At 42.5% G+C, this 26731-nt stretch carries 22 protein-coding genes; 6 read left to right on the forward strand and 16 right to left on the reverse strand.

All coding sequences use genetic code 11. The features are described from left to right. Window positions 1-9 precede the first annotated feature (9 nt). Entirely contained in the window at window positions 10-1671 is a 1662-nt protein-coding gene (locus R7Q46_RS00830) for an ATPase RavA domain-containing protein (RefSeq protein ID WP_053303672.1), read from the reverse strand. A 269-nt stretch (window positions 1672-1940) separates the two neighbouring features. Here R7Q46_RS00830 and R7Q46_RS00835 point away from each other — a divergent pair, with 269 nt between their 5' ends. The 5 genes from R7Q46_RS00835 to R7Q46_RS00855 all read left to right on the forward strand — a co-directional run bounded on the left by R7Q46_RS00835 (window position 1941) and on the right by R7Q46_RS00855 (window position 6733). After that, window positions 1941-2456 carry an NUDIX hydrolase gene (locus tag R7Q46_RS00835; RefSeq protein WP_005375979.1) on the forward strand — a complete coding sequence of 172 codons (516 nt, stop codon included), beginning with the start codon at window positions 1941-1943 and terminating at the stop codon, window positions 2454-2456. A gap of 22 nt (window positions 2457-2478) precedes the next feature. Continuing rightward, window positions 2479-3483 carry a low-specificity L-threonine aldolase gene (gene ltaE, locus R7Q46_RS00840; protein ID WP_213871135.1) on the forward strand — a complete coding sequence of 335 codons (1005 nt, stop codon included), beginning with the start codon at window positions 2479-2481 and terminating at the stop codon, window positions 3481-3483. 78 nt (window positions 3484-3561) lie between these two features. After that, window positions 3562-3882, forward strand: a complete 321-nt coding sequence (locus R7Q46_RS00845; protein WP_149192240.1) for a c-type cytochrome — start codon at window positions 3562-3564, stop codon at window positions 3880-3882. A 212-nt stretch (window positions 3883-4094) separates the two neighbouring features. After that, window positions 4095-5627: a putative basic amino acid antiporter YfcC gene (gene yfcC / locus R7Q46_RS00850; RefSeq protein WP_213871136.1), complete on the forward strand. Its 1533-nt coding sequence runs from the start codon at window positions 4095-4097 to the stop codon at window positions 5625-5627. Window positions 5628-5737: 110 nt separating this feature from the next. Continuing rightward, the gene (locus R7Q46_RS00855; protein ID WP_054574303.1) at window positions 5738-6733 is read left to right on the forward strand and encodes a succinylglutamate desuccinylase/aspartoacylase family protein; all 996 of its coding nucleotides are present in this window, start codon (window positions 5738-5740) and stop codon (window positions 6731-6733) included. 207 nt (window positions 6734-6940) lie between these two features. Here R7Q46_RS00855 and R7Q46_RS00860 read toward each other — a convergent pair whose 3' ends face one another. Beyond that, window positions 6941-7474 carry a lipocalin family protein gene (locus R7Q46_RS00860; RefSeq protein ID WP_025767720.1) on the reverse strand — a complete coding sequence of 178 codons (534 nt, stop codon included), beginning with the start codon at window positions 7472-7474 and terminating at the stop codon, window positions 6941-6943. A gap of 307 nt (window positions 7475-7781) precedes the next feature. Between R7Q46_RS00860 and R7Q46_RS00865 the strand changes: the two genes are divergently transcribed. Continuing rightward, window positions 7782-8162, forward strand: a complete 381-nt coding sequence (locus R7Q46_RS00865) for a cystatin domain-containing protein (protein ID WP_005387498.1) — start codon at window positions 7782-7784, stop codon at window positions 8160-8162. 58 nt (window positions 8163-8220) lie between these two features. Here R7Q46_RS00865 and R7Q46_RS00870 read toward each other — a convergent pair whose 3' ends face one another. From R7Q46_RS00870 to tssB, 14 genes are all read right to left on the reverse strand, one after another. Continuing rightward, a complete protein-coding gene (locus tag R7Q46_RS00870; RefSeq protein ID WP_213871137.1) occupies window positions 8221-11277 on the reverse strand; it encodes an AAA family ATPase in 3057 nt (1018 codons plus the stop codon). A gap of 9 nt (window positions 11278-11286) precedes the next feature. Then, a complete protein-coding gene (locus tag R7Q46_RS00875; protein ID WP_213871138.1) occupies window positions 11287-12420 on the reverse strand; it encodes an exonuclease SbcCD subunit D in 1134 nt (377 codons plus the stop codon). A 358-nt stretch (window positions 12421-12778) separates the two neighbouring features. Continuing rightward, window positions 12779-13618, reverse strand: a complete 840-nt coding sequence (locus R7Q46_RS00880; RefSeq protein ID WP_158155199.1) for an NAD/NADP transhydrogenase subunit beta — start codon at window positions 13616-13618, stop codon at window positions 12779-12781. After that, window positions 13619-13909 carry a PAAR domain-containing protein gene (locus tag R7Q46_RS00885; protein ID WP_005375969.1) on the reverse strand — a complete coding sequence of 97 codons (291 nt, stop codon included), beginning with the start codon at window positions 13907-13909 and terminating at the stop codon, window positions 13619-13621. It abuts the gene before it with no gap. A gap of 11 nt (window positions 13910-13920) precedes the next feature. Next, entirely contained in the window at window positions 13921-15756 is a 1836-nt protein-coding gene (gene tssI, locus R7Q46_RS00890) for a type VI secretion system tip protein TssI/VgrG (RefSeq protein ID WP_213871140.1), read from the reverse strand. Window positions 15757-15805: 49 nt separating this feature from the next. Beyond that, window positions 15806-16285 carry an Hcp family type VI secretion system effector gene (locus tag R7Q46_RS00895; protein WP_005375967.1) on the reverse strand — a complete coding sequence of 160 codons (480 nt, stop codon included), beginning with the start codon at window positions 16283-16285 and terminating at the stop codon, window positions 15806-15808. A 208-nt stretch (window positions 16286-16493) separates the two neighbouring features. After that, window positions 16494-19061, reverse strand: a complete 2568-nt coding sequence (gene tssH, locus R7Q46_RS00900; RefSeq protein WP_025767715.1) for a type VI secretion system ATPase TssH — start codon at window positions 19059-19061, stop codon at window positions 16494-16496. A gap of 10 nt (window positions 19062-19071) precedes the next feature. Beyond that, window positions 19072-20037, reverse strand: coding sequence for a type VI secretion system baseplate subunit TssG (tssG, locus tag R7Q46_RS00905; RefSeq protein ID WP_005375963.1), 966 nt, complete (start codon window positions 20035-20037; stop codon window positions 19072-19074). Then, window positions 20034-21857 (reverse strand): type VI secretion system baseplate subunit TssF, encoded by a 1824-nt coding sequence (tssF, locus tag R7Q46_RS00910; RefSeq protein WP_213871141.1) that lies wholly within the window; start codon window positions 21855-21857, stop codon window positions 20034-20036. Before tssF ends, tssG begins: the two co-directional genes overlap by 4 nt. Then, a complete protein-coding gene (gene tssE / locus R7Q46_RS00915) occupies window positions 21854-22318 on the reverse strand; it encodes a type VI secretion system baseplate subunit TssE (RefSeq protein WP_017635621.1) in 465 nt (154 codons plus the stop codon). Before tssE ends, tssF begins: the two co-directional genes overlap by 4 nt. A gap of 7 nt (window positions 22319-22325) precedes the next feature. Continuing rightward, window positions 22326-23120, reverse strand: coding sequence for a type VI secretion system accessory protein TagJ (locus R7Q46_RS00920; RefSeq protein ID WP_017635622.1), 795 nt, complete (start codon window positions 23118-23120; stop codon window positions 22326-22328). 10 nt (window positions 23121-23130) lie between these two features. Beyond that, entirely contained in the window at window positions 23131-24642 is a 1512-nt protein-coding gene (gene tssC, locus R7Q46_RS00925) for a type VI secretion system contractile sheath large subunit (RefSeq protein ID WP_064369227.1), read from the reverse strand. Window positions 24643-24694: 52 nt separating this feature from the next. Continuing rightward, window positions 24695-26188 carry a type VI secretion system contractile sheath large subunit gene (gene tssC / locus R7Q46_RS00930; RefSeq protein WP_005375950.1) on the reverse strand — a complete coding sequence of 498 codons (1494 nt, stop codon included), beginning with the start codon at window positions 26186-26188 and terminating at the stop codon, window positions 24695-24697. Further along, complete coding sequence (tssB, locus tag R7Q46_RS00935) at window positions 26188-26718, reverse strand: type VI secretion system contractile sheath small subunit (RefSeq protein WP_005375949.1); 531 nt, start codon at window positions 26716-26718, stop codon at window positions 26188-26190. Before tssB ends, tssC (R7Q46_RS00930) begins: the two co-directional genes overlap by 1 nt. Between the last annotated feature and the right edge of the window lie 13 nt (window positions 26719-26731).

A 26731-nucleotide genomic window follows, 5' to 3' on the forward strand; every position in this document is an offset into this window, starting at 1 on the left:
GTCGTCTCCTTATGAGAAAAACTGATGTAAGTTTTTAAAGCGTTGGATAACTTTTTCACTTTCTGCTTGGATTGATTCAAGTCTCTGACTTACCTGTTGCAGACTCGACTCCATTAGGCGGGGTAATTCAGGATCAACAAAGCTATGCGGAAGCGCATCATGAAAGTTCGCTTTCACCTTGCGCATATGGTGTTCTGCCTCACTAAGCTGATTTACGGCTTTTTCGCTCTGCGTTAACCACTTTTGGTAAAGCTCTACATCCAAGCCCTCTTGAGTCACTAGGCTAACCAAAATGCCTCGGTTCGCGATATCACGGATAACTAGGTTATTCGCCGCGTCAACGTCAAATCGTAAACGGCACATGTTGGTGTTTTGATTGACGTAACCATACACATCACCGCTTCCCTCTTTAATGACTCGATCTAACTCATCTTTGGGTACATAAACCCAGCGGCTATCACCTTTTTCTGATTCTGAAACCGACATGTTGCTTTGCAATACAACCAATTTAACTAAGTTAACGGCTGCGCCAACTTTGTACATCTTGGCTTTAGAGGTATCAAAGCGCATGGTTTCTTTACGCAAAATACCCGTTGCCGCTTCAGACGTTAACGTCATGCGGTAGGCATCTTCTAGTTCATGTTGGACATCAACCAAAGACTCACGGCAGTACTCGATTTCCTGCTCCGCGTCTTGTTGATCAAATGCATGTTTTAAGGCGAACTCTTGAACCACTTCACGTACCACATCTCGCGATTCAGGACTGTTCCATAAACAATCTTGCAGCAGTAAAAGGTCAAGCGGATTTATTTCATCGCGACCATTAAAAAACGCGCTCGCTTTTAACAACTTCACGGCTTTCTTCCAGCGGCGGTCAGAGACATACATGTCGGTATTGGCCACATCACCAAACTGAGCTTCAACTTTGCTTTCTAACATCGTTTTAAGCTGGAAAAGCTTTTCGAATGCATTGTCGGTTAACGTCAATTTGTCGAGCTGTTGTTGCCATTGATGATATTCTTCATCAGTTATCGCTAGGCCTTCTGGTACTTGTGCCTCTTGCGATGTGCCCACAGTCAACATCGACTTAAAGTTTTGTTTATTCTGAATTCGATTCACAAACACACGCACCAACATGCGGTCGTAGAGGGCATCCAATCCACTATCTTCATCGGGTAATTCATTGGAAGCCGATACCAACAGGCGCATTGGCACACGCTCGATATCGCTGCCATTTTTGAATGTTTTCTCATTAACCACTGTCAGCAATGTGTTAAGAATTGCAGGCCCCGCCTTCCAGATTTCATCCAAAAATACGACTTGTGCAGTTGGCAAATACCCTTTAGTTAAGCGAACATAACGGCCGTTGTCTTTTAGCTCTTGGATACTCAGTGGCCCAAACACCTCTTCAGGGGTTGAGAAGCGCGTCATCAGGTATTCGAAGTAACTGCTGTTATCGAACGCTTGGATGAGTCGTTTGGCAATTAAGCTTTTTGCAATACCAGGGGGGCCTAAAAGAAAAACACTTTCACCAGCAAGTGCAGCAAGAAGGCAGAGCTTGATCGTATGTTCACGCTCATAAACGCCATCCGTTAACGCTTTCGCCAATTTATTGATGCGTTCTGAGAGAAGCGCTTTTTCGGCATTTGAGGCAAATAAGGTTTGTGTCATACGTTCTCCGGCTACTGAAGTGGTATTGCGTTAACATTTTTATACACTTGTTATAACTTTGTTACAAATGTATTTTGTCGAATTCCCCTTATAGCAGATGCTTTTCCCCTTCTTGACGAAGCAATCAAAGTTTCCATTTATGAGACATTGCTCACTTAAAGTGCAAACGCTTTCGTCGTGTTGCAGTATTTTTTGCTTTTGTTTCCCACCATTTGTGGTTAATGTCGAAAAACGTCAAAAATGCGGTAACAGCTAGGGTTCATAACTGCATGAGCAAGATAATTCATAAATGGAAGCAAATTTCTCTGATTGAAGAAGACGTTGTGCTTCCTACAGGACAGGCAATTACGCACACCACAATCCATCATCCGGGTGCTGCGGTGATTCTCCCTATTACAGCGGAGGGTCACATTGTCCTTGTCCACCAATTTCGGCCTTCACTTAATAAATGGCTATTGGAACTTCCTGCTGGTACCAGAGAAGGCAACGAAGAGCCACTCTGCTGCGCCAAAAGAGAGCTAGAGGAAGAAACGGGGTTTAGTGCAGAGAAATTCACGTCTCTCGGCCAAGTCACCCCTCTTGCCGGATTTTGTGATGAGATACAGTATCTATTTGTTGCCGAAAAGCTCAATAAAACAAACCGTTACGAGTGCGATGAAGACGAAGTGATTGAGGTCGTCACCTTGTCAATCAAGCAACTCGAAGAAAAGATTGTCGATGGCACGATCACCGATGCCAAAACGATCGCTTGCTTAAGCAAAGCGCGCCTTTGCGGATATATTTAGGACTTTGACCAAGGAGACATTCATGGATTTTCGATCAGATACCGTTACACAACCCACCCACGCCATGCGAGAAGCCATGTTTAAGGCCCCTGTTGGGGATGATGTTTATGGTGATGACCCTACGGTCAATGAGCTTGAAAAATTTGCTGCGCAGCTTGCTGGTTTCGAAGCAGCTTTGTTTACCACTTCAGGCACTCAAGCCAATCTGCTCGGTTTAATGGCGCATTGCGAGCGGGGAGATGAATATCTATGTGGGCAACAAGCACATAACTACAAATACGAAGCTGGTGGCGCGGCGGTTTTGGGATCAATTCAACCTCAACCAGTCGAAAATAACCCAGATGGCACGCTACCATTTGATAAACTGGCTGCTGCGATTAAACCAGATGATTGTCACTTTGCTCGCACTAAGCTTCTCAGCTTAGAAAACACAATTAATGGTAAAGTACTGCCTCTGTCTTACTTAGCAGAAGCACGTGACTTCGTGAATAAACATAACTTGCAGATGCATCTAGATGGCGCTCGCGTTTTTAACGCAACCGTTGCACTTGATGTTCCGGTAAAAGAGATCGGTCAGTACTTTGATTCAATGACGATCTGTCTGTCGAAAGGTCTGGCTGCCCCTGTTGGCTCGCTACTGCTTGGTAGCAAAGACTACATCGCAAAAGCACGTCGCTTAAGAAAGATGGTCGGCGGTGGTATGCGTCAAGCGGGTATTCTTGCCGCAGCAGGCAAACTTGCCCTTACCGAACAAGTGGAACAGCTAAAACAAGATCACATCAACGCAAAAACCTTAGCGGAAGGCTTAGCAGAACTGCCTGGTTTTTCAGTCAACCCTGAATTTGTTCAAACGAACATCGTGTTCGCGAAGCTTGATCCTCAAGTGGACATAGTAAGTATCGCTGCGAAACTAAAGGAACAAAACATCACGATAACCCCTGGAAATCCAATTCGTTTTGTAACTCATAAAGATATTTCAGCGAAAGACATCGACACTTTCTTATCAAGTATAAAATCTCTACTTTAATTTGATTTTGATCATTGAGCTTCCCCTAAGGGGAAGCTTTATTGTATCGGCATGATTTCTAGCGAATAGATAACTTCCATGCTCAGATTTGTACTTTTAATCTCTTTTATTTTCTCTTCCGCTATCTATGCCGAACCGTTTGGTGATGCTGATAAAGGTAAAATCAAATCACCTAGCTGTGTCTATTGTCACGGTGTTACAGGCATCGCAACGAACAACACCTATCCAAGCCTTGCTGGTCAAAATGCTCAGTACCTTTACAATGCCATGAAATCTTATCAAGCCGGTGAGCGTAAAGGGCCACTTGCAGAAATGATGGCAGCACAGTTAAAAATGTTAAATGATGAAGACCTTCGTGATGTCGCTGCTTTTTATGCAGAACAGACAGAAATCAAGTGATTAGATCACCTGTAGATGTACTATGAAAGCTCGTGAATCATCCAAACTCAACGCATATTGAAACATTAACCCAACATTTGACCACAAAACAATCAAATTAACTTCACTTCAAATATTTGATGAATTTATAGTTCAACATAAGCATTAATATTGACTTTTTATTCTATTTTATCGATATTTCATGCTTTATTGAATTTAACGTGAAGTAAGTTATGTCTCACACACATGCGCAACCAGCAGAATCGGTTGCTACCCCCAAGTCGTGGCAGATGCCAGATACCCTCATTTTGATCTTCATTGTTGGTATTCTTGCTGCGATTCTTACCTACTTAATTCCTGCTGGTCATTTTGATAGCCAACAGGTGACCTACATGGTCGACGGTGCAGAAAAAACTCGCACAGTTATCGATCCTTCTTCTTTCTCTTATGCAACCGACGAAAACGGTGAATTGGTTTACAACAAGGTTGGCCTGTTTGCTTCTGGTGGTGGCATTGGTCTAATGAACTTCCCTTTCGAAGGGCTAGTTTCTGGCTCTAAATGGGGCAGCGCAATCGGCGTGATTATGTTCATGTTGGTTATCGGCGGTGCTTTCGGCGTTGTAATGCGCACAGGCACAATCGATAACGGTATCCTGCGCCTTATCGATAAGACCAAAGGTAACGAAGCTCTATTCATTCCAGTGCTATTTTTGCTGTTCTCGCTAGGCGGTGCGGTATTTGGTATGGGTGAAGAAGCCGTAGCGTTTGCGATTATTATCGCGCCGCTTATGGTTCGCCTTGGTTATGATGGTATCACTACGGTAATGGTTACCTATGTTGCGACTCAAATTGGCTTCGCTACTTCTTGGATGAACCCTTTTTCCGTCGCTATTGCGCAAGGCATTGCGGGTGTACCTGTTTTATCCGGCATGACAGTACGCATGGGGTTATGGGCTGGCTTTACGTTAATCGGTATCGCTTTTACAATGATCTACGCCGCTCGTGTGAAGTCAAATCCTAAACTTTCTTACAGCCATCGCACAGACCAGTATTTCCGTCAGCAAGAGCTTGGCAATCAAGATTCTCGTTGGAACCTAGGTGACACACTCGTTATCCTTACGGTTATTGCGACCACGGTGTGGGTCGTTTGGGGCGTAGTCGCTAACGCATGGTACATCCCAGAAATCGCGTCTCAATTTTTCACTATGGGCTTTGTTGTCGCGATCATCGGTACGATTTTTCGCCTGAACGGTATGACGCTAAACTGCGCAGCTGATGCATTTAAAGAAGGTGCAGCTATTATGCTTGCACCTGCCCTATTAGTGGGTTGTGCAAAAGGTGTATTGTTGATCCTTGGTGGTGGTACAACTGATGAAGCGAGTGTACTGAATTCAATTCTAAACAGTGCTGGCGGCGTGATCAGTGGGCTTCCTGACGTGGCTGCGGCATGGTTAATGTATGTATTCCAATCTATCTTCAACTTCTTCGTCACTTCGGGCTCTGGACAAGCGGCACTAACGATGCCTCTACTGGCCCCTCTGGCAGACATTGCAGGAGTTACGCGCCAAGTGGCTGTTTTGTCATTCCAACTAGGCGATGGCTTTACTAACGTTATCGTCCCTACTTCGGCATCTCTCATGGCAACGCTTGGTGTCTGCCGTATCGACTGGGGTGACTGGGCAAAATTCTGCTGGCGATTTATTCTATTACTCTTTACCCTATCAAGTATCGTCGTTATCGCAGCTCATATTATGGGTTTTGCGTAAAACGAAACCAATCGGTAATTAAGGCGAGACATGTTCTCGCCTTATTAACATTCATGGTATGACGACGCTAAGGTTTTAGATTAGCTTATGGTTTTGGAGTGGTAACTTTAATGGCAACACAATTTCTCGATGACGTGATTCAGGGTCATCAAGTGATTCAATCTCTCAATGTAGCAGACCTAAATTCGGGCGAGCATAAGTTTTGGTTTCGCATCGCAACGAATGCTCTCTCTCAGTGGCAACACCTACCTGTGCTAGTGTTCAAAGGTGAAAAACCTGGCAAGAAGATCATGATTACCGCAGGGGTTCATGGTGATGAGTACAATGGTGTGTTAGCAGCGCAGAAAACTGCTCGAGAGCTCATCGGCACTGAAGTCGCTGGTACTGTCACTATTGTTCCAACCATTAACATGCCAGGTATGCTAAACCACAGCCGCGATTTCTATTCCGCAGACCCTGATGCGTCTCCTGCAAACTTAAACCGCTTTTTTCCTGGTGACCAAAACGGCAATGAGGCCCAACGTTACTTATATGCATTGTGGAATGATTTGCTCAAGCCAAATGCTGATTTAGCCATTGACCTTCACACTCAAACCAGTGGTGCGGCCTATCCACTTTACGTGTTTGCAGATTTCCGAATCGAGCAATCATTAGAAATGGCTCGCCTCATTAATCCTGATGCGATTTTAAATGATCCTGGAGATGCTGGCGTCCTTGAAACGGTCTGGAATAACCATGGTGTCCCAAGCATTACTGTTGAAGTAGGTATGGGGCGATACACCGAGCAAGAACTTATCAGTCGAACTGTAACAGGCATTTTTAATGTGCTGAAAAAGCATAACATTGTTGAAGGTGATATGGACCCTATTACGTCATGCTTGGAAGGAAACGAAATCGTCAGTGTGAAAGCGACACACGGCGGCTTTGTACTGCCTCATGTCAGTTTGATGAATTTTGTCGAGCAAGGCCAACTTCTTGCGATTCAATACGACAGCTTTGGCGCTGAGATTAAACGCTACACCGCCCCAACAAGCGGCACAGTACTTAGCCACAATGTTGAATCTATTCGAGCACCAGGTTCCCTGATCGTTCGTTTGATTAAGTAAACCATAACCGTTTGTTGATAGAGCAACCTTTCGACGCTCACTCAAATTTATATAAGCCCCATCACGAGTAATCACAAATGATGGGGCTATATCCATTTTGACCACATTAAGTTACGCCGTAACAAATTACTGTTAAGCGAAATGACAAACTGAGCTCTTAACTAGGAAGCTTCCCCTCTGTCCGCTTTTTCAGCCACGCTGATGAACTTAAAGCTGTCTTTGTTTCTCTTGTTCAACAAAAATGAGCTCGTCGATAGCGAAACCTTTCTCTTTAGCTACGTACTTAAAGCGCTCCACTACTTTCTCATCAACATTAGGCGTTCTAGACAATAGCCACAAGTAGTCGTGGTTGTAACCTGAGACAAACGCATAGTCATAGTTTTCACCTAGCTCAAACACAATGTAAGAAGAATATATTGGCCCAAAAAAGGAAACCTTTAAGTGTCCCACCGTTTCATCTTCAACAAAATAAGCTTTGCCTTCAGCTTCTGACCACTGTCGCTCTTCTTCGGAATATCCACGGTTTATCACCTTAACCCCACCATCCTCACGAACCTGATACTCAGCGGTAACGTTGGATAAGCCTCGCTCAAATGAATGGTCTAGGCGTGCAATCTCATACCACTTACCTAGATATGGCTCTAAATCGAAATTATTCACGGGTTCCACCCCATCCGGCTTCGAGGTACAACCAAATAAAGTTGCAAGCGACAAAAGTAAAAATATTTTTATCGATTTCATACAACACCTAAATTTTAATTAGTGATTGATTTTACTCTAGAAGATAACAAATCGATCATTAAGCCGCACCATCGCCCTCATAGGTACACATCACAATTCTTCATCATCAATAGCGCGCTGAACACCGAAACCTCGTCATCTCAGCAAATCGATAACAAGATTGCTCTATTTTTGACTTACAAGCTGACCATGCTTGTACATTTTGTCAGCATTTAACCCTATGCATATAGAAACTTTGCACAACATAGACATTCGTAGGCATATCACCCTCCTATAATACGTTGCGTTATAGACAGAGGTTATTGTTATGAAATTAAAAACAGTGTCAGTTTGTGCACTTTTGGTGTTACTTGCAGGTTGTCAGCAGGAAAAGCCGAGCGAAACGACACAATTAACGACCTCGGCAGATGTATGTAATGCACAAGGAAACATGCCAGGTGGGTGGAATGAGTTTAACGCGACCCCTGATGCACAAAAGGCAATGGCCTTTGTTTTAAAGAAAATGGACACAATAGCGTCGTTTAAACAAATACTGAATGTTCACGCGCAAATCGTTAGCGGCGTCAACTATGCTATTGAGTTTGAATTGGATGATGGCTCTGTTTGGAACACGATTGTTTATCGCAACCTCGATGGCGAATATGCGATTACCCAATCGCCAAAAGAAGGCCACTTTTGCGAACAGTAGCGACTTAGTCAGAAAGCCCCAACATTAGGGGCTTTTTGATCTAACAGTAGTCACTGAATTAGACAGCGAAGCGACATTGAGATTTAATCGACACCGTTGAACCAAGTCTTGATGGTTCTACATCAATCCTCTGCGCCATTTGTTCTTTCAACTCAGAAACGTGAGAAATAACACCGATCATGCGCCCAGTCTGTTGCAGGTCCACTAGCGTTTGAATAGCAAGATCTAAAGACTCTGGGTCTAAACTACCGAAGCCCTCATCAATAAATAAAGTGTCTAAACGAATACCGCCACTATAGGATTGCACAACATCCGACAAACCAAGTGCCAGAGCAAGCGCTGCCATAAATGATTCACCGCCGGAAAGTGTCGCAACATCACGCGTTTTTCCTGTGTAGCCATCTTCAACCATTAAATCTAAGCCGCGACCCGCAGCGCCTTTGAAGCCCTCTGTTTTTCGAGCAAGAATATAGCGCCCTTTACTCATAAGGCTTAAACGTTGAGAGGCCTGGATCAGCACATCATCCAACAGTACACCAAGAACAAAGCGATGTAGGCTAACCCTGCTGCCTGTTTTACCACTAGCAACGTCGTACAACGTACCAAAGACTTTGTATTCTTCTTCTAACTTACTATTTTTCTCATGCAACACGGCAATATCTTTACGAACCTTTTCAAGACGTTCAAATATTGAGCGTGTGGTATCAAGTTGATTCCTTACTTCAATATATTGCGCCTGCAGAGTGGTTAACCTGTCGTTAAACGACTCTAAATTAGGCCTTTCAAGATCTTTCAATGCATGATTTAAATCATGTAGTGTTTGCTCAAGCTTGGTTTGTGCCTGTTTGAAGCTGTCTATTTCTTGCTGCCAGGCTTGAAGTTCATCATCTCCCACTCGACTACTTAGATAATGGCTTTCATCTTCAAATTTACTCGCCTGTAGTGCCTCATTCCACGCTAATTCTGCTTGGCTAAGTTTTTGCTCTGACTCAGATAACCACTGCTTGTTCGTCGCTAAGTGACTTTCCGCATTTGATTTCTCCAATATCGCTTGCTGCAAAGCGTTTTGCGCCTTTTCTAAGCCTGTGTTCAAACTCAGAATTTGCTCTTTTGTCAGAAAAACTTCACGTTCAAGCAAGTCAGCGGAACTGTATTTTGGGTCAATAGAAGCTTGTAATTGAGCCAATTGTTCTTGGTTCGCTTTAACGGTTGATTCATTTGCCGCCATTTGATTCTGCAGCTCATGAATTTTATTTTCACCCACGACGCAGCGTTGATTAAGCTGTTCAACGTTCTTCTCTAGCTTTTCAATATCAATAGCTTGTAGACGTAGGAGTTGAGCATTAAGCGCTTGCAAATCATTTTGAACCGTCGAGATCTCAGATGTAGCATACTCACCCAACTCCTCTTTCAACTGGTTACACTGATTCTGATACTGACTAATGACAACGTTATGTTGTTCTAGCTGATTGCTTAGTTGGTTCAACAAGGTTTGAGCTTCTCGCTCTTTCGCTCTAGCCGCCTGAACTTGCTCTTTTGTAACGGCTTCGTCAACAAACGTTGCAGGGTTAGGATGCGTTTCGCTACCGCACACCGGGCATGCTTCACCTGCTTTTAGTCGCTGCGCTAATACTGCCGCTTGAGCGTTGTGCCACTTAAGCTCTATCGTATCAGCGTCTTGTTGACGCTGCATATAGCGCTGACTGGCTTCGTGTAGTGACTGCTGCTTACCTACAGTTAGCGCATTGAGTTTAGAGAGCTCTAAAGTAAGATCATGCAGCTTTTTTAGATCCTGTAGCAGCCGTTGTTTTTGTTTTATTTCCGCATCGATGCTGCCAATAAGCGCAACATCAACTCGTGCTTTCTCTAGCTCCTTCTGTCCCTGCTGGGCCTGTAACGTTAACTTATCTTTTAGTTCTATGTACTGTTTTAACGTTGCTTCAAATTGTTGTTTTTGTTGATAACCCGCCGTTATTTTACTTTCCAAATTGTCTTTCTCGACCAACTTGTTTTTCATACTTTCAAGCTGATACTGCAGTTGCGTTAACTGCGGGACCTTTGCCGCGGCCTCTTTTGCACTTTGCTGCAAGTTTTCTTGTTCTCTCGCAACGACATGAGCTTTTTCGAGACTCTCTTTCAAAGCTACGATTTTTTGCCTAAGCTCTTGCGTTTGAGCTTTTGCATTTTGTAATGAGATGTAGGGCAACTCTATCTTATTGGCATTTTTAGCGTTTTCTAATTGCTGTTGACGAGCTTTTATCGAATCTGAGTGTTCTAGATGCAGCTTGAGTGCGCTTTCTGCTTGCTCTCGTTTCGAAAACTCTCCATTCAAGGTTTCCGCTTTTTGCAATTCAGATTTAGCAGTATTGAGCTTATCTAACGCTGCTTGCTCATTCTTTTTATCAGACTCTAATTGCTTAGTTACTTGTTCCAGTTGTTGTAATAGCTCTTGTTCAGAACTCGCTTCTGCAACTTGTAAAGCACCTCGAATTTGATTATCAAATTCGCCTTTCGCTTTACTAATTGCACTCGCTTTATCTTTGAGCGCGTACTCAATTTTTTTATATATGTCAGTTTGAAAGAGCTGGCCAAAAATTTCTTCACGCTCTTTAGAGCTAGCAAGCAACAGTTCTCGGAATTTTCCTTGAGGCAACACCATAACTTGACGAAATTGAGTTTCATTCAAGCCAATAATATTGCTAACTTCAGTTTTAACCTGAGTCGTCTTGCTGGTGATAAGCGTTTCAGTCTCACCGAGTTCATAAAGAGCCGCAGTGTGCTTTTTAATCGTCATCCCTTCACCACGGGCCTTGGGCGCTTCCTGCTCAGGGGATCGAACAACTCGGTATTGTTTGCCGTGTAACGAAAATTCGAGAACTACTTCGGTTGGTAAATCTTGCGCGGATAAGTCACACCGCATCTGAATACCTTGTCGCTCATTACCTGTGGTTTCACCATAAAGGGCGAAGCAAATGGCATCTAAGATCGACGTTTTACCGGAACCTGTAGGACCATTAATCAAAAATAGAGGGTTACTGCCAAGCTTCTCAAAATCAATGATTTCAGTTTTTGCAAACGGACCAAAGGCTTGCATGGTTAGTTTAATTGGTTTCATCTTTGGTCCCTATTGCTGTGATAATTGCTTAATAATGTCAGTAACAGCTTGCTCTTGCTCTTTAGACAACTGGCTATCTTGCGCCTCAATAAAAAAATCTCGGAACATATCAATTTCGCTTCGCGCCAACTTTGCTTGCGCCATTTCCTGCTCTACCCCAATTAACATGCCAGGTTTCTCAAGGTGTAAAACGTTTGGATACACTGAACGAAGTTTTTCCATTGGGTTTAAAATCGCATGTTTATCCATCAAACGAACTAACAAATAATCTTCATTCTTGGGGTCTGTTTTCCCTTGCTCAATAACTTTATCCAGCTCGCCCTCTACAATACGCATTTCATGAGGAGCCGTAAGATCAATATGCTCTGCAGAAACGAATCCTTTCTTGTCCAGTTCAACTAACGTGAAACCTTTTCTCTGGTTCTGTTCACCAAAGCTATACTTCATGAGAGAGCCAGAGTAACGGATATGCTCTGCGCCTTTCTTTTGAGGCTGATGCAAATGACCAAGTGCGACGTAGTCAAAATCTACGAAGTGTTCATGACTCACGCGATCTGAGCCACCAATAGATAATGGTCGTTCAGAGTCTGACTCGATGGCCCCATCAACAAAACAGTGACTCACGAGCACGCGCTTTTGCTTAGAGATAAAGCGCTCTTTAATTTGCTCAACAAGCAATTGATGAGCCTCATCATGAGTGGATACCGAGGCTTTGTAGGCAAACCTGACCTGTTCAGGGTCGTTATAAGGCATACCATAAAACGCGACCTCATCCGCAGAGTCCGTTTTTATGATGATGGGAGTGAGCATCTCTTCAAAGTTGCTAACAATATGGAGGCCTGCATTTTTCATTTGCTCTGAGCCGAAACCTAGCCTTTCTGCACCATCATGGTTGCCAGATATCAATATCATTGGTGTTTCTAACTCGGTACAAATGCGTTTCACGACTCGATTTAACAGTTCTATTGCAACCGTTGGTGGCACCGAACGGTCATAAATATCTCCCGCCACTACAACCGCATCGACGGGATTGTGTTCAATATAGTTAATCAGTTGTTCGAGTACTGCTTGTTGATCTTCGAGTAGTGATACGTTGTGGAATTGTCGACCAAGATGCCAATCTGAGGTGTGGATAAACTTCATTCGAATTCACTTTCCGCCAATTCTATGAGTAGGCTTGCTTCTGTCAGAGTCCATGTACCGTTTATAAAAAGGAATGCGTCACGGGTGGGATCTCGAACAAGCCAAAACTCAAGTTATTTTATATCGGTAAGGATATCTTGAGTCGAACAGCTTTTCATGTGGTTTGTGTTCTATGGCTGGCTATTTAATCAGAAAGCGAGAATAACACTGTAAAAACGCGGTGAGCAAAGGTATTTTGACAAGCAAGCTGCGCCTAGTCATTGTCCAAACATCATTAAAGGGCCAGTTTCGAGTCAATCCCCCATAACATTTGCATCACTAAAACCTCAGCTACTAGAAGGAAAAGCAATAGCCAGACCTATTCACTACGCCAATTGTATATTACTCCTACCGCATAGCCATCTGGCTCGATGTCGGCTTGCAACACGTGAAAGTCTGGGCAGGGGCTGCTTCTTTGAAGCTCATCAATCACTAACGCTTTTAAAACGCCGCCACATGCACCCAATCCGCCAAGTTTGATATCAACAAATTGATACTGAGTTTGATCGGTCACCCACGGAGACAAGAATTGCATTGAGTTTAACCATTGCGGTTCTTCCTCATTAACGGATAAATACAATTGACTGAGTGGATGTTCACAACTTACTCCTAATTGCTTAAACACTTTGTCCACGGCGATGCGTTGTTGTTTGGCATCTAAATCAATTCGAACAACATCAGGCACAAGACCTGAATGTCGAAAAAAACACTTGGTTAAAATGATAGAGCTTTGAGGTTTGACATGCCCTTCTACATCGCTCGTAACCTCTATAGCCAGTATCCAAGTCGCTTGCGTTTCATTAACTTCACGATTTATCCGATTTAGTGCCATCAAAAATGCAGCTTGGCCATAAGGATAAAAGTAAATTTCAGTATTGACAGTTTGATCAACGAAAATAGAAAGCTCGCTTATCAATGCTTTAAGCAAACTCTTGTCTACCGAAGATGGTAAAAGAACACAGAGATTCCCCTTGATATCAGCTTGCTCAAGACTCTCGCGCTCAGAGCGCACGAGGCTTAATATATGCTCATCTATTGATTGAGCAAAGTCAGGGGGTCGGATTTCCTCGGACAATCTAAAAGAATCATCAGCTATCTCGCGAACGGTGTGTGAACGGCCATTAAAGGATAGAAGATGCGTTTGAAATGCGAGTGGCATCTAGCCTCCGATTAAAACCGTAGGCATACCAGATAGAATTTTGCCACCATGAGACGTTGAATCGCCGACTCTCGCGGCTGGTTTACCGTTGATTGTTACGCTAGAAGAACCTGCTGAGATACTATCCGGAGGACCGATACAAATAAGCTTGTCGCCTTGTCTTGCCGCAGGTATCCCGCCAATCGTTACGTTTGGTGAACCAACAACGACGGGACCACCGACATGCGGTATCTTTCCTGTTTTTTTAGGGCAAAGATGAAAGCTGCCCAAAATTGCGGCTGGTTTACCCACTTTAAATCACCTTAGTTCAATGAAATTTGCCCAGCTTTAAGAGCAATAGCTGAGCCGTTAATGGATATTTTATTACCTTTGATATTGATTTCTCCAGAGCTAGACATCTGAATAGAAGCACCACCTACTTTGATCTCGACGCTCTTTCCTGCATTAAAAGACAGTACTTCACCCGTTTCATTCGAAAAGTTTTTACCTACTTTCAAGCTCGCGTTCTGACCAACCTCTTGATTAACATCATTGGTCACTTTTTCGGTTTTACTGTTTTCAACGGCGATATCAACACAGTCTTCAACTAGCATTTGGAACAGTTTTTCAGCATGAAGATAAATGTGCTCTTCACCAGGCTTATCATCGAAGCGCAACTCATTAAAATTGGATGTACCTTTTTGTACAGAGCGTGATTTATAACCACTCTGAGAACTTTGCTCTGGTAAAGCGTAAGGAGGGAGTTGACTACCGTTATATAGTGACCCCGTAACGATTGGTTGATCAGGGTCTCCGTTAACAAACTCGACGATGACCTCTTGTCCGACTCTAGGGTGAAACACCGACCCCCATCCGTTACCTGCAATATTTTGCGCAACACGAATCCAACATGAACTATTTACATCGTATTTACCAACACGGTCCCAGTGAAACTGAACTTTGATACGGCCATGTTTGTCTATGTAAATTTCACCATCTTTGTTCCCCGTAACTACTGCGGTTTGCAAACCTTTCATCTGAGGTTTCGGGTGGTTAACTGAAGGACGCAGGATTGTCTTTGAGTCAACACAACTAAACGAGACTTTGACACCTTGCGCACCAGTCCCACCTTGACCAGTCTGGTTATAAACAGCAGCAGACAAAAAAACAGAAGACAGTACATATTCTTTGCCGACTCGAGATTTATCTTCATGCTTTTTAAACTTGAAGCACTTGCCCACACTGAATGTTCTGCACGTAGCCTCGCCACGACACAAATATGCATTTTGCTGTAGTGCTTCTATTGCATGCGTGTTTCTCAGTGCGTATTGATCATTGCTCTCCATTTCACCCATGTATTCAAAATACTCGCTTCCAGGTACTGTAAAAAAATCACTTTCACCCTTTGCAGTATTTTTAGGATTCGAAGAAGGCTTGAGCATGTTATAGCCTGACTTTTGACTCGCTTTAGTAGTCAGAATTTGCGTTTCATGCCAAGAAGAAATATGGCTAGATTTCGCCGTACCTGTATCAAAATCGACTAAAAACTCAGTACCCGGCTTATAAAAACTGATGTCATCAAAAATATTGAGCGTATGGGCAGACTTAGTATGTGTAAAACTAAATGATAGCCCCTCCTCCGATAACAGACGTCGAACAAATTCAAGATCTGATTCTTCATATTGTACTTTGTATGTGTATTTAGGATAGGACTTGGTTAACTCAAAACTAAAGGCAACACTATGCTCCGATAGTACTTCAGAGATAATTTCCTTTATATCTTTATGCTGAAATATTCTGCAATTTTTTCGATATTCAGCGAAACGTAATTTAGGCTCTATTAATAATTCTATGTTTTTATAATTTTCGCCTTTATGTGTATTAGAAACCCTTTTCCCTTCTAATCTTGCAGCAGAAACATAACCATGCATATAACGAGGATTTGAAGAAACATCCTCATTATTTTCAAGGGTAATGGTAACTTCCTTACCAATAATTTCGTTTAACTCACTTCGTTGATCATTAAAGTAAGCTTTAGCACGCAATGAAAAAAGTTCTGAGATCTCTTCTCTATACTCAAACGAGTTTAGTATGATGGCATCTTTACCGAATGGCGAAGAAATTCGGATGAAATTGTTATCTTGAGTTGCTCTTTTCATTAAATACTTCTTTCAAAAAAATGCGGAGGAATACTCCCCCGCATGAAAATTACATTTGTTGACCTTTAACACCGCTGTAGCCGTATACCAATGGAGCAGAAGTGTTGTTCTTATCGTCAGTAGGAGTCACTGTCATCATCATTTCTGTGTAAGAAATTGTGATAGTTTCAACTGGACGATCGTCTTGGATAGAAACTGAGTAGTTAGAAATCATCGCATCAGTCAGTTCGATCTTCATGATCTCTTCAACCTTCTCACCCTGCTTAGTAATATGGAAAACCGCTGGTTTACCTTTACCAATCGTCGCTTCTTTAAATAAGTCAGGAGAAGAACGGTCTTGAAGTTTAGTGATAGTCAAATCATATAGACGAGTAGCGCTCGCTTCACGGTCCATCGCTGTACCAGTGTATGATGAGATCTCACGACCTACACTCCAATCTACAGATAGTAGTGTAATCAAATCTTTGTATTGCTCGGCTGTTGCCTCACCCTTAATATCTGCGTATTTAAGATACGTATTAGACTGCATGCTAATCTCCTATAGCATTATTAATTGACATATATCGTAATAATTTAATTATCTGACGTTTGGTGATAATTAGTGATTAATGTATCAAAAACTTCATTTTAAATACGCCCTGTTATATCTTTAAATAAGATTTAATTTAAGCGTTTTCTATAAAAAATAATAGTTAATATGAACCAACTCCCAATTATTATTGAGAGTGTAAAGGATGTTAAACTATTGAGACATCAAGTCCACTAGTTGTACCTTTAACAATAATTTCATCAAACGTCTTATCATTAAGAATTGCATGCAATATTTCATGAGAAATCTTCGGAAGCAATGTATTTTCTATGGTTGTTTGTACCACACGCGCACCACTCCCAGACTCATTGCTATTGTCTACAATATCATTAATTAGTTCCTCATCAAAAAACAGGTCAGCGTTATAGTGCTTACGAATACGAGTCGTAATTTTATCCAACTTTAGTTTTGTTATTTCTATCAATACTTTTCTTGATAGAGGCAAATAAGGTAATACATTCACACGCCCTAAAAATGCTGGTTTAAAGTCAACCAACAAATCATCGCGTAAAGCATCTTTTAGTGCTGACGGCTCAGGCGCTAAATCAGGATCAGAATACAAAGACATCGTCGTTTCGGTCCCTGTGTTCGCGGTCATAATAATAATAGTGTTTTTAAAGTCTATATCTCGACCTTCACCGTCTTTAATTGAGCCTTTATCAAATACCTGATAAAAAATATCTTGAACACCAGGGTGCGCTTTTTCCATTTCATCGAGGAGAATTACACTATAAGGTTTACGTCTAACAGCTTCAGTCAGTACACCTCCTTCTCCATAACCGACATAACCAGGAGGAGAACCTAATAGTAATGAGACTTTATGCTCTTCCTTAAATTCCGACATATTGATAGTCGTGACATTTTCTTCACTACCATACACTTTCTCTGCAATCGCCAAAGCCGATTCGGTTTTACCCACTCCGCTTGGTCCGGTTAGGAGAAATACACCATTTGGTCGTGTCTCATCCGTGAGCTGCGCACTCGCAGTTTTTATCACTTCAGACATGAGCTCTAAAGCGTGATCCTGCCCGACAACTCGCTTGCACAAACTTTCTTTCAAACCCAATACTGCTTGGATTTCATCATCCTGAAGTTTACCCAGCGGTATACCGGTCCAATCCGAAATAACTTCTGCGATTAGCGCTTCATTTACATGCGAAAAAACTAAGGGCTGTGAGTTAGCGGAGAGGTTATTTTCAAGCTCTTGTAACTTGTCTCTCGCAGTCTCAGAACCCTCCTGGATTATTTGGGTTCTAAGTGACTTAGCTTCACTTACCCATTCTTTTTCTTTTTCCCAAAGTACTTCTAATTCAATAATGTCATTAGATAGCGCATCAATCTCTTTTCGGACACTTTGCAGCTGCACATCAAGAGATGCTCCTAGCCGATTCTCTTGGCTAAGATGCTCATACTCAGCTTGCTTTGCTTTAAGTTTATTTCTTTTCGCATCTAGGCCTCCCGGTGTAGATGACTGACTTAACGCAACTCGAGAGCAGGCCGTATCCAAAACAGAAACCGCTTTATCTGGCAGTTGACGACCATTAATGTATCGAGCTGAGAGTTGGACCGCTGCATTGAGAGCTTGGTTAGTGATATGAACATCGTGGTGTTGTGCCATTACATCAAGTAAGCCTCGTAACATTTCAATCGCGAGCTCAGGGGCTGGCTCATCAACCTTTACGACTTGAAAACGCCTAGTTAAAGCTGCATCTTTTTCAAAATACTTTTTATACTCTGCCCACGTTGTTGCTGCGATCGTTCTGAGTTCACCTCTCGCTAATGCTGGCTTCAGAATATTCGCCGCATCACCTTGGCCCGCTTGCCCACCACCGCCAATTAGGCCATGAGCTTCATCAATGAACAATATAATAGGCTGTGGAGCGTCGTTTACTTCCTTAACAAGGTTCTTAAGCCTGTTTTCAAACTCACCTTTCATGCCTGCGCCGGCTTGCAGTAACGCCAAATCCAGAGACTTAATTGCCACATTTTGCAGAGCGGGAGGTACATCGCCATCAATGATCTTTTGCGCCAAACCTTCAACAACGGCTGTTTTTCCAACACCAGCTTCTCCCGTAAGAATCGGGTTGTTTTGTCGGCGTCTTAATAAAATATCGATCATTAGGCGAATTTCATTATCTCTACCTATCACCGGATCTATTTTACCTTCCCTAGCTTGCTCAGTAAGGTCTGTTGTAAATTGATTCAAGGCGGAATTCGCGTTTGACTGCGCTAAGTCATTCGATCTTGATTGAGGCGCATTACTTTCTTTAAAGTTCAATAAGCGAGATGGTTCTATCTTGTTTAGTTCAGGACTAATCGAACCAGCCATGTTGACTAACGTATCATCAGACAAGTAGGCAAATAAAAGATGGATGCACCCCAACTGTTCTTGATTGAATTCAATGGTTGCAGACAACAAGGCATTTTGCATAACAGTCACCGTATGAGCTGATAGCCCAGGCACCGACTGGCATCCTGTTTTGTATTTTTCTAATGCCTTTTGAATATCGGTTTCAACCTTGATTTTATCGACATCAAATTCGTCAAAAACTTCAGAGTAAATATCGTCAGGATGGCGGATAATCATCATTAACCAGTGAGACATTTCAATACTGTGATGAGTTCGGGAGCTTGCCATCGCAGCTGCCTGTTCAAGTGTTTCCTTAGCCTGAGGAGACAATCTTTCGACCAACGCTGAAAGTGAGAGTGAAGCCATTACATTTCCTTTAAATAGTAATTGTTATAGTTCGATCTTTTGTACGTTCGTGTTTTTTAAGCACAGAACCAATACCTAACTGCCCCTGCTGTTTCGATAAACAAGCTTGTGGTAGCAAACTATGTTTGGTGGTGAGCTGCCACTTCAGTTGTTTATGTTTTCCAATCAACTCATAAGCAGCGTTCTTAATGATTGCTATATTGGGTTGGTTAGGAAGCAATTTACTAACTAGCTGTTTATCTTTTGGCAGAAATTCTATTGTTGTCCCCGCGTTGATGTTCCATGCTTTCGAACCCAAAGACGCTCCTAAACCAAGTTGAGCAAACTGCCCTTCAGGCATAGTTCGGGATGCAAGGCGTGTTTGCTCTTCTTTCGTAAGGTGTAACCATTGTCCTTGAAATTCATGAACTTTTACTTGGCATCCAGATAAACATTCAAGAATACTTTTTAGTCCACCTTTACTTCTCACTGGTGAAGCAAACACACCACCATAGTGCCGGGACAGTGAACTCCCTTTCCCAGTTAATGCCGATTTACAGCTTTCTAACGGCGAACGCGCGCCCTGCGCATGCGCACGAGACTGAACAGTCAGCTGACTCAGTTGCCAACATCGATAATAAAGAGATAACAAGCGATGATTGAAAATATCGTAGAAGTCCACCATAGCCGTATCGCCTTCTTTTTGGCGATGTAAAGCTAATTCACTATAGTGCTGGGGAAGCACACCTTGCTCACCCGTTAGGCCTATTAAATTGGTCTCAATCTCTAACTTGCTGTCATCTATATTTTTCAGTTCACAAAGCTGAGCATTTTCAAAACCTAATGATGGATTAACCTTTAAGTTTAGCTTTTCATGCTTCGGTAACGCATCTGTTCCTATTTGCGCCTCTGCTTGCAGAACTTCGTGTTCAATAAGATGAATCGCTTCAAACAATGGATGTTGCTTTAATTCTCGATAAAATTGTTCCGCGCTCATAGCAACACCTTATCGCCAGTTAATGCGGGCCATAAGTGGAAAGACTTTCCCGTGGACTTAAGTCTTATTTCTAACTGCGTAAAAATGTTAATTTCAGCATATTGCGAGAAGTAAACAGATAAAACACTACCTAAGAGAAAGATCTGCTCTTTAGGTAAAATTTGATCAGAAACCGTCAAAATAATTTTTATACCGTGCGCAAATCCAACTTTACCTTTCTGACTAATTCTTCCTGTAGTAGGCTTAAACTCTAACTTAGTTAAAGCATCGATTACCGCTTTCGTTTCTGCTGTCCCAGAAAATGCATAGAGATTAAGGGTCTGCTTCAAAGTTGCTAAACCATCTTCCTCGGTAAAATGGTTTAAAGTTAAAAGCTTAGTTAACTGCCATCGTGTGCTTTCATCCATTTCTGGCCGAATAGTTTCTGATAAAGAAACTAAACAACGAACAGATTCGAAATTGTCATTAACCTCCGGTAAAGATACTTGCGGCAGCCCACCTCCAAATGGAAGTTTCTGCGCTAAGTTGCGGTTACAGCACTCAGCTTCCACGTACATTAACCAGTTTTCCCGGCTATCCGGGCTGAACAATTGATGTTTTTTATCAACAAAAGAAATGTAAGTTTCTCTACCTGGCTCATCATACCCACCAGCCCAGTTCTTATCCTCACGTCTCATCAACCAATAAATCTCACTAGTGTTCGTATAATGCGTGTGCTCACCAGCGTGATAACATGGCAAATTGTGGTACGTTTTGTTCCAGTTTCTCAACGTTACGTCAGAAATTGAGACAACCTCATTACTTTCAGCTTCTTGGTATTGTGGAGACAAGTGGTAATCGTATTCAGTTGGTAGAATACGCTTAGGCTCCATAATACTTTTAAATAAGTTGATCACAGGCACACAGCCTACCATTAAGCTTTCTTCGTCCACTTGCTTTGGAAGCCAGTCATCGTTGGTATCAAAGTAAAAATACAGTTCGACTTGCTCTCTAAGATCTAGCTCTGATAATCCAAGTTCGGTGATATCAAAGAACATAAACTTCTCAGGAAAGTGTAAATACTCAACAAGTAATCTTGCTCCTGAAAAGCTTCTTTTACTGTATGGCACAACTTTCTCATCTTCTGAAAATCCCACTTCAGAAAGATGTCTTTTGGTTAAAGGACGAACTTCTTTGCCATCCACAACAACAGATAAACCAATTAGGTTTTGAAACAGCATTTGGTAGAGCTTAAAAGTCAATTGAGATTGACCGTTTAAATAGAAGCGCAGCCGTTCTACCCCCATTTCACCAAGAGGAGTCTCTTCATCTTGAGCCGTGAGCTGTACTTTCAAAACTGAATGAGCATTGCTTTCCCATCGTGAGCCAACTGGCTTGAAAGGCGCATTTTTAAAAACGCCAGAGGTCACATCAACAGGATACATTCTGACCGGATAACAAGTTCTAAACTCGCACTCATGATATCCAGGAGCACCGATAACAACTCGCTCGCCTTCTTCTACATCAAAATAAGAGGAAGTGGAGTTAGAACAGCTCATTTTAATGACTGACATTGACGGGATTGGGGCGTGAAAATCCGGATATAACTGTCCCATCAAAGACTCTGTAAACTGAGGGTAACTATTGTCTAAGCTTTGTCTAATCCTTGCTGTTAGAAATGCGCAGCCTTCTAACAATCTTTCTACGTGTGGATCGTCAACCTGTTCCTCACTAATACGAAGTCTCGCAGCAATCTTAGGATACTGCTCCCCAAACTCTTGCCCTTTATGACGCAAATAAGCTAACTCGCGATTATAGTACTTGAGAAACTCTTCACTCATTTTGCTCTACTCAGTTTCATACCTAAATTTACCGGCTCTACTTCAGAATTGAATCGCACTTCATGAATACTGTTATCAATTAAGCAAGTGGCATTTATCTGTAACCTCAATACCCTATCAATAGCGTTTTTCTCGTCCGAAATCTGGACATGAGGGTTCCTTAACCTCGGCTCAAACTCTTTAATTGCATCATGAACAATGTCGCAAAGCTGATTCTGCCCTTCTTGGCTGCTATAGGGCATTGAGGAAAAATCTGGCAGTCCATAATTCAATATTGAATAACGAACCTCTAGAAGGTCATCAGGAATGTTTTTCCATCCAATACGACTATTCAGCATCGACTCTAGATCTCTAAGTAAGCTGCTCAACATCTGTTGCTGGCTTGCAGGGAAGTCTTTCTCATCTCGAGTGAGAGGATCACTATCTATCAATTTGTCGAGCAGAGAAACGGTTAACGACATGATATTTCTACGCTATTTGTTTCTGTTCTAATAATGTAGTCAAATCACAGATTGGAAGCGCTGAGTCACCGACTAACCAACATTTTTGACCCAAGCCAACAAAAGATTCTTGCTCACCAATCTGCTTCCAATCCGTTTCTCGACCTAACTTTTGCGCATCGGTCTCTGAGTCAACATATGTCAACGGCATATGGCCTTCGCCTTCACCAAGTCCATCGATATCAAACTCGACAGGTCGCCAAATACTCTCTAACAAAGAAGTAGGTGCTTTAACTTCTAGCGTATGGATGCTCGATATGGGTACAAGAAAATAGTTACCTGCTGTAGAAAACAGTTCAATGTAACCACCTAAACGATCATCAATATCTCTAGCATCTTCGTAGTTTGTGCCGTTTACGTTAAACCCTTTAATAGTACGATGCTCTTCAATGCGATGCGATAGACGTGACGCTTCTTCGTACTCTTGATTTCCGAGAGCAAGATTAAATCGAACAAGCTCTTTAGTTAATTCCTCATCACCTAATACTTTGGCACTAGCCGCACCATTGATAAAATCCTTTCTAGCTTGAGCTGCTTTCACTAAATGTCGTAGCTGACTTGCACCAGGCAGATACTCAGGAAACAATTTAATCGATTGCATGAGCTGAGCGTCCGCACGCTCGAAGTCCCCATCAATGCAAAGAAGCTCAATGAAGGAACTTCTCAAGCTCGCATCTTTAGGGGTTGCTTTAATTTCATCAATTAATTGCTCTAGAGCGTGTTGCAATAGGCCTTGGGACAAAGCATTTTTCCATTGAGTCATTGTTATTTCCTTACACCATGTGCTCTGGTGATAATTCGGTAATTAATTTAATGCTAGATACCATTTGATCGAGTTGAAAATGCGGTCGCAAATGGATAACTGAGTAATAATGTCCAGGAGTTTCTCTTTTCTCTCGAACTGTAATTTTCGCTTCATTTAGGGGGTATTTAGCTCGAAGCTCATCAGACGCTTCATCTGATGCGGTAGTGTACTGATGTAACCAGCGTTGAAAGTCACGCTCTAGGCTTTCCGCGTCTTGATACCCACCAATTTTGTCACGCCCCATAACCTTGAGATAATGTGCGACTCGCGATACACACAATGTGTATTGCAACATCGATGTCAGTTTTGCATTCGTTGAAATATGCTTTTCTGCGTATTGTTTGGGCTTGTAGAGAGATACATTCGAGGTCATCCCCACCATATCGGTCTCAGGTATTGGAGAAATAGAAATAAAACCGCACTCAGACAATTCTTGTTCTTTTCTCTCAGAGATTTTCAAGTTTAACGGACATCTTTCACGATCATTCTTGCCATTAACACGCATCTTGCTCCTTGTAGGAGCGACGATAATACCCTGACTGTAATCGCCTTGTTTAATCCCTCGCATATGCGTGAACCAACCATGTTCCTGAAATGCTCTAATTGATACGGCAGCAAAACAGTACGCACTACTCCCCCATAGCAAATCTCGGTTGGAGTCGTAGATGTGTTCTTGAAAATTGAATTTATCATTCCGCGAGCCATCACTTTTGTATGGCTGACGGAACAAGACGTTAGGTGCAGTCAAACCAATAAATTTAGCGTCATCGTTATCTCTCAAACTACGCCACTTTGCATAATCTTCCTGTTCAAATTGGGCTGCTATATCTCTTATCGCAGAGAGTTGAGCGAAACTATCAACACCAAACATCTCTGGCGATGCAGACATGATAAATGGGCTGAATGCTGCAGCTGCAGACTGAGAGATCTTACTCAACACAGACAGATCTCTATCAAAATAATTTTTACTAGGATCACAGCGAAGCTGATAATCTCCAACCACCACACCAAAGGGTTCTCCCCCTGCCATGCCATATTCATTTTGATAGAGCAACTTAAATAGTGCTGATTGGTCAAACTCGATGGCTTTTAAAGCATCTTTACTGATTTCATTCCATGTCGCCGTTAAAACCTTAACTTTTACAGAGTCCGATGAACGAGAATCAACCTGTTCACATAAATACCTAACTCCAACCCACCCCCTTTCGAGCTGTTGAAACTCAGGATGATGTAATATTTCATTTAGTTGAGATTCTAATAGCTCATCAATGCGGTTAATTGTGTTCATCACACTATGACGAAAGCTGTCCAAATCTCTTGAACGTGTACCTTCTAGCCAAATTCGCGCTGACGCTACAAGATCAGAAGATTCATTGAATCGAGTCAACCACGGGCTATCAAGTTCAGCATAGCCTCCGGTACTGAACTCATGTTTTAGCTTGCTAGGGTCGCGAAAGTTAAGTGACACTGCTAATTCCATCTAGAACATAAAGATTGGTCATGGCTGGCCTTTCGACCAGCCAATTCATTTCTTATCCACCTGACTGAGGGATCTTTGCCACAAGTCGCAAAGATGTGGTCAGTTCTTCCATTTGTAACCAAGGCTTCAGCCATGCTACGGCATTGTAAGAACCAGGTGCGCCAGGAATTTCCTTAACCTGAACACGAGCGTCTGCTAGAGGGTATTTCGCTCTGATCTCTTGACCACCGCCTTCAGAAGCATTGACGTAACCTAGGATCCAGCGGTTCAGCCAAGACTCAACGTCTTCTGCTTCCATAAAGCTACCAATTTTATCTCGAGCCATTACTTTCAAATAATGCGCAAAACGAGATGTTGCCATCATATAAGGTAGGCGGGCAGAAATGGCCGCATTGGCCGTTGCTTCAGGGGATTCATGGTTCGCTGGTTTTTGACAGGTTTGCGCACCAAAGAACACTGCATAGTTGGTGTTTTTGTAGTGACAAAGCGGTAAGAAACCAAGCTTACCAAGCTCCGCCTCACGTCTGTCGGTAATACCAATCTCTGTTGGGCACTTCATATCAGGGTCGCCATCATCACTCATGAAGAAATGCGTTGGCAAGTTATCCACTCGACCGCCGCCTTCTGCACCACGGATGGCAGTACAAAATCCATATTTTGAAAATGCGTCGGTTAACTTAACACCAAGAACATACGAAGAGTTCATCCAACAGTAGTCGTTATGTTCAGCGTTAACAGCAATACCTGAGACAGGATCTACTTCGAACTCTTCAAACCCAAACTCTTCGACTGGAGCGGTAGCTTGTCCGTATGGCAAACGAGCAAGGACTTTTGGCATCGTCAGACTAACGAAGCGCGAATCGGCACTCTCGCGGAACGAACGCCATTGGGCGTATTCTAGTGATTCAAATACCTTATCTAGGTCGCGTGGTTTTGACAACTCAGTCCACTCATCAAAGCCGAATAGTGCTGGTGAAGCCGCGGACAAGAATGGAGAGAAGCCAGAAGCCGCTACATTTGACATTAGGCGTAACGACTCAATATCTTCTGGGTGGTTGGTAAACTCATAGTCTCCAATCAATGCACCATACGGTTCACCACCAGCACTACCAAACTCAGACTCGTAAACCTTTTTAAAGATCTGGCTTTGATCAAACTCAACAGCTTTGCTCAAGTCTTTATGTAGTTCTTTCTTGGTCATACTCATCATGCGAACTTTCAGAGTAGAACTGGTCTCTGAATTCATCACTAGATAATTTAAGCCGCGCCAAGAACCTTCGAGTTTCTGTAATTCTGGGTGATGCATTACTTCAGACAACTGATCAGAAATCTGCCTATCGAGCAAATTAATCGCTTCACGAAAAGTTACTGTTAGGTTTTTGTTCCAAGTAACTGTCCCTTTCATTGCTTCTTCAGCGAGCGTTTTAATCAGCTCCTCAGCACGAGAAGCTTCGGTCTGCTTAGTCGCACCAATAGCTTGATCTAAGAATGAAGTTGTCTGTTCATTAACAGTTGGATCTAACTGTTTTTCAGCTTCAGTCGTCATTATTCCGCTCCTTCAGTACTGTCTGACTTCGCTTTCTTGCCAAGATCTAACTCGCCTGCAAGTCTTGCCAGATTGTCTGTATTGTTCAAAACATCCTCTAGGATATTTTCAAGCTCTTCTGAGCGGTCAACTTTTGTCATCAAATCACGCAGTTTATTACGCGTTTCCATCAATTGGCGTAGTGGATCAACTTGATTTACGATCGCAGCAGGCTCAAAGTCTTGCATTGATTTAAAGTTTAAATCGACCTCAAACTGTGAATCGTCATTCGCAAGCTTATTCGCAACTTTAAACTTCACCGATGGATTCATTTTTTTGAGTACATCGTCAAAGTTATCTCGATCGATCTGAATAAAACGGCGGTCTTTTAATGGCTTCAACGCTTCTGTGTTTTGACCAGCGAAGTCACCCATTACACCTACAACAAAAGGCAGTTCTTTCTTAAGAGTCGTACCTTCAGTTTCAACATCATAGGTAATGTGGACACGAGGCTTCCGTACTCGTGATAGTTTCGAGTGGATACTCGTCATACCATTCTCCCTT

The organism is Vibrio sp. 811 (assembly GCF_033339195.1).

Excerpts from the sequence above, each read along its gene's own strand:
- R7Q46_RS00830 (WP_053303672.1), bottom strand. The coding sequence starts at position 1,671 with ATGACACAAACCTTATTTGCCTCAAATGCCGAAAAAGCGCTTCTCTCA.
- R7Q46_RS00835 (WP_005375979.1), top strand. The coding sequence starts at position 1,941 with ATGAGCAAGATAATTCATAAATGGAAGCAAATTTCTCTGATTGAAGAA.
- ltaE (WP_213871135.1), top strand. The coding sequence starts at position 2,479 with ATGGATTTTCGATCAGATACCGTTACACAACCCACCCACGCCATGCGA.
- R7Q46_RS00845 (WP_149192240.1), top strand. The coding sequence starts at position 3,562 with ATGCTCAGATTTGTACTTTTAATCTCTTTTATTTTCTCTTCCGCTATC.
- yfcC (WP_213871136.1), top strand. The coding sequence starts at position 4,095 with ATGTCTCACACACATGCGCAACCAGCAGAATCGGTTGCTACCCCCAAG.
- R7Q46_RS00855 (WP_054574303.1), top strand. The coding sequence starts at position 5,738 with ATGGCAACACAATTTCTCGATGACGTGATTCAGGGTCATCAAGTGATT.
- R7Q46_RS00860 (WP_025767720.1), bottom strand. The coding sequence starts at position 7,474 with ATGAAATCGATAAAAATATTTTTACTTTTGTCGCTTGCAACTTTATTT.
- R7Q46_RS00865 (WP_005387498.1), top strand. The coding sequence starts at position 7,782 with ATGAAATTAAAAACAGTGTCAGTTTGTGCACTTTTGGTGTTACTTGCA.
- R7Q46_RS00870 (WP_213871137.1), bottom strand. The coding sequence starts at position 11,277 with ATGAAACCAATTAAACTAACCATGCAAGCCTTTGGTCCGTTTGCAAAA.
- R7Q46_RS00875 (WP_213871138.1), bottom strand. The coding sequence starts at position 12,420 with ATGAAGTTTATCCACACCTCAGATTGGCATCTTGGTCGACAATTCCAC.
- R7Q46_RS00880 (WP_158155199.1), bottom strand. The coding sequence starts at position 13,618 with ATGCCACTCGCATTTCAAACGCATCTTCTATCCTTTAATGGCCGTTCA.
- tssI (WP_213871140.1), bottom strand. The coding sequence starts at position 15,756 with ATGAAAAGAGCAACTCAAGATAACAATTTCATCCGAATTTCTTCGCCA.
- R7Q46_RS00895 (WP_005375967.1), bottom strand. The coding sequence starts at position 16,285 with ATGCAGTCTAATACGTATCTTAAATACGCAGATATTAAGGGTGAGGCA.
- tssH (WP_025767715.1), bottom strand. The coding sequence starts at position 19,061 with ATGGCTTCACTCTCACTTTCAGCGTTGGTCGAAAGATTGTCTCCTCAG.
- tssG (WP_005375963.1), bottom strand. The coding sequence starts at position 20,037 with ATGAGCGCGGAACAATTTTATCGAGAATTAAAGCAACATCCATTGTTT.
- tssF (WP_213871141.1), bottom strand. The coding sequence starts at position 21,857 with ATGAGTGAAGAGTTTCTCAAGTACTATAATCGCGAGTTAGCTTATTTG.
- tssE (WP_017635621.1), bottom strand. The coding sequence starts at position 22,318 with ATGTCGTTAACCGTTTCTCTGCTCGACAAATTGATAGATAGTGATCCT.
- R7Q46_RS00920 (WP_017635622.1), bottom strand. The coding sequence starts at position 23,120 with ATGACTCAATGGAAAAATGCTTTGTCCCAAGGCCTATTGCAACACGCT.
- tssC (WP_064369227.1), bottom strand. The coding sequence starts at position 24,642 with ATGGAATTAGCAGTGTCACTTAACTTTCGCGACCCTAGCAAGCTAAAA.
- tssC (WP_005375950.1), bottom strand. The coding sequence starts at position 26,188 with ATGACGACTGAAGCTGAAAAACAGTTAGATCCAACTGTTAATGAACAG.
- tssB (WP_005375949.1), bottom strand. The coding sequence starts at position 26,718 with ATGACGAGTATCCACTCGAAACTATCACGAGTACGGAAGCCTCGTGTC.